The following is a 1,947-nucleotide window of genomic DNA, read 5'->3' as shown; positions in this document are numbered from 1 at the left end:
AACGCGCTGCACGACCCGTCGACGCCGTACTCGTGGGCGGTCGGCGCGCACCGGCAGGCGCGGGGCGCTGCGGTGCTGCTGACGTACGAGGGCTGGGGGCACGGGGTCTACGGGCGCGGTGCGTGCGCGGACGGGCACACGGACCGGTACCTGGTGGACCTGGAGGTGCCGCGCGAGGGGACGCGGTGCGCCGGGGTTGAGCCGCCCGCCGCGGCGGGCTCGCGGGCGTCGGTTCCGGGTGGTGTCGGGGTGGAGCGGCCCACCTGGGGCTGAGCCGGCGCCGGAGGTCGTGGGGGCGCGTCGGGATTCCGGTCCCGGCGCGCCCTCGCGCATGAGCGGGCGGGGTGGCGGTGGGGACTGTGGCCCTTCCCCCAGGGGGCGCGCTCTGTCACCCTCCTGGCGTTACCACGTGCGCCCGTCCCGTCACCCGTGGTGCTTCCGATCACCGGGAGGGCGGCTTCCGGAAATTGCGCTTTGCGTTTAGCTTAGGCAAGGCTAACCAAAGCGTGATCTAGGGGGAGTGGCGTGCCAGTGGGTGGCAACGGGGTATCCACAGCTGATTTCGCCGGGAAGACCGCACTGGTCACCGGGGGTGCGAGCGGGATCGGGGCGGCGGTCGCCTCGGCGCTCGCGGCGGCCGGGGCGCGGGTCGCCTCGGTTGACCTGCACGACGCACCGTCCCACGGGAACATCACCGGGTACCTCGCCGATGTCACCGATCCGGGTTCCGTCGAGCGGGTGATCGCGGACGCGGAGCGCGAGCTCGGGCCCATCGACGTCGGGGTGTCGGCGGCGGGGGTGCTGCGCGGCGGGGAGCTGTGCGGCGTCTCGCAGGAGGACTGGGCCGCCACGTTCGCGGTCAACGCCACCGGCGCGTTCACGGTGCTGAGCTCGCTCGCCCGGCGCATGGTCGCCCGGCGGTCGGGGGCGCTGGTGCTGGTGGGGTCGAACGCGGCGGGTGTGCCGCGCAGCGGGATGGGGGCCTACGCGGCGTCCAAGGCCGCCGCCACGATGATGGCGCGCTGCCTGGGGTTGGAGGTCGCCGAGCACGGGGTCCGGTGCAACGTCGTCTCGCCCGGCTCGACGGACACGCCGATGCAGCGGGCGCTGTGGACGGACGGGAACGGGCCCGAGCGGGTGATCGCGGGGGACCTCGCCCGGTACCGGGTGGGGATTCCGCTGAAGCGGATCGCGGACCCCGGCGACATCGCCGAGGCGGTGCTGTTCCTGGCGTCGGACCGGGCCCGGCACATCACCATGCAGGACCTGTACGTGGACGGCGGGGCGACGCTCCGGGCGTGACGGCCCGCCGGGGCGGCACGGACGTGGTGCCCCGGTCGTGAGGCGTGGTGACCAAGGGTGATCAGGAACACCGTTGCCGCAGCACCGGCTAGTTAGGTTAGGCTAACCAAAATTAACGGGAAGTGACGTGGTCATCACCGCGGACCGCTCCCCCACCCCTCGCGCACCTGCCGGAAAGGACGTTCTGCCTTGCCACCAACCGCACTGGTCCGGCCACGCCCAGCGCACCGGGCCGCCGACCTGCTGGCCGCCTACCTGCCGGGGTCGTTCTACTTCTCGTCGGCGCGCGGGGCCCTGCTCGCGGACGGGGTCCACGCGAACGTCGACGCCCCCAAGGGCCGGCGGGCGCACGCCGCCGCGCGGGCGCTGCGGGAGGCCGCCGAGCTCGGGGTGGAGAACCCCGTCGTGGTCGGCGCGCTGGGCTTCGCGGCCGGGGCCGACAGCAGCCTCGTGGTGCCCGCGGTGGTGCGGAGGGCCGAACCCTCCCCCGCCGCGACGACCGCGTGGGCGCACCGGACAGCACGGGCCGCGCACGATTCGGGGTCGGGGATCGGCACGGGATCGGGGATCGGCACCGGACCGGGGATCGGCGCGGAGCCGGGGATCGACGCAGAGCCGGGACTCGGCGCGGGACCGAACGGCGGT

The 1,947-nt window shown here is 74.6% G+C and carries 2 protein-coding genes and 1 pseudogene; all 3 read left to right on the top strand.

From position 1 onward, the window contains the following. A partial coding sequence (locus tag ACTUAL_RS08160; RefSeq protein ID WP_440899813.1) for an alpha/beta hydrolase occupies positions 1-273 on the top strand: 273 nt, incomplete at its 5' end. Positions 274-531: 258 nt separating this feature from the next. Then, positions 532-1,302, top strand: coding sequence for a 2,3-dihydro-2,3-dihydroxybenzoate dehydrogenase (gene dhbA, locus ACTUAL_RS08155; RefSeq protein ID WP_096497773.1), 771 nt, complete (start codon positions 532-534; stop codon positions 1,300-1,302). Positions 1,303-1,491: 189 nt separating this feature from the next. After that, positions 1,492-1,947, top strand: a pseudogene (locus ACTUAL_RS08150) (hypothetical protein); the annotation flags it as partial.

This window comes from Actinosynnema sp., from assembly GCF_052038725.1.
This window is presented reverse-complemented; position numbering and strand designations above follow the sequence as displayed.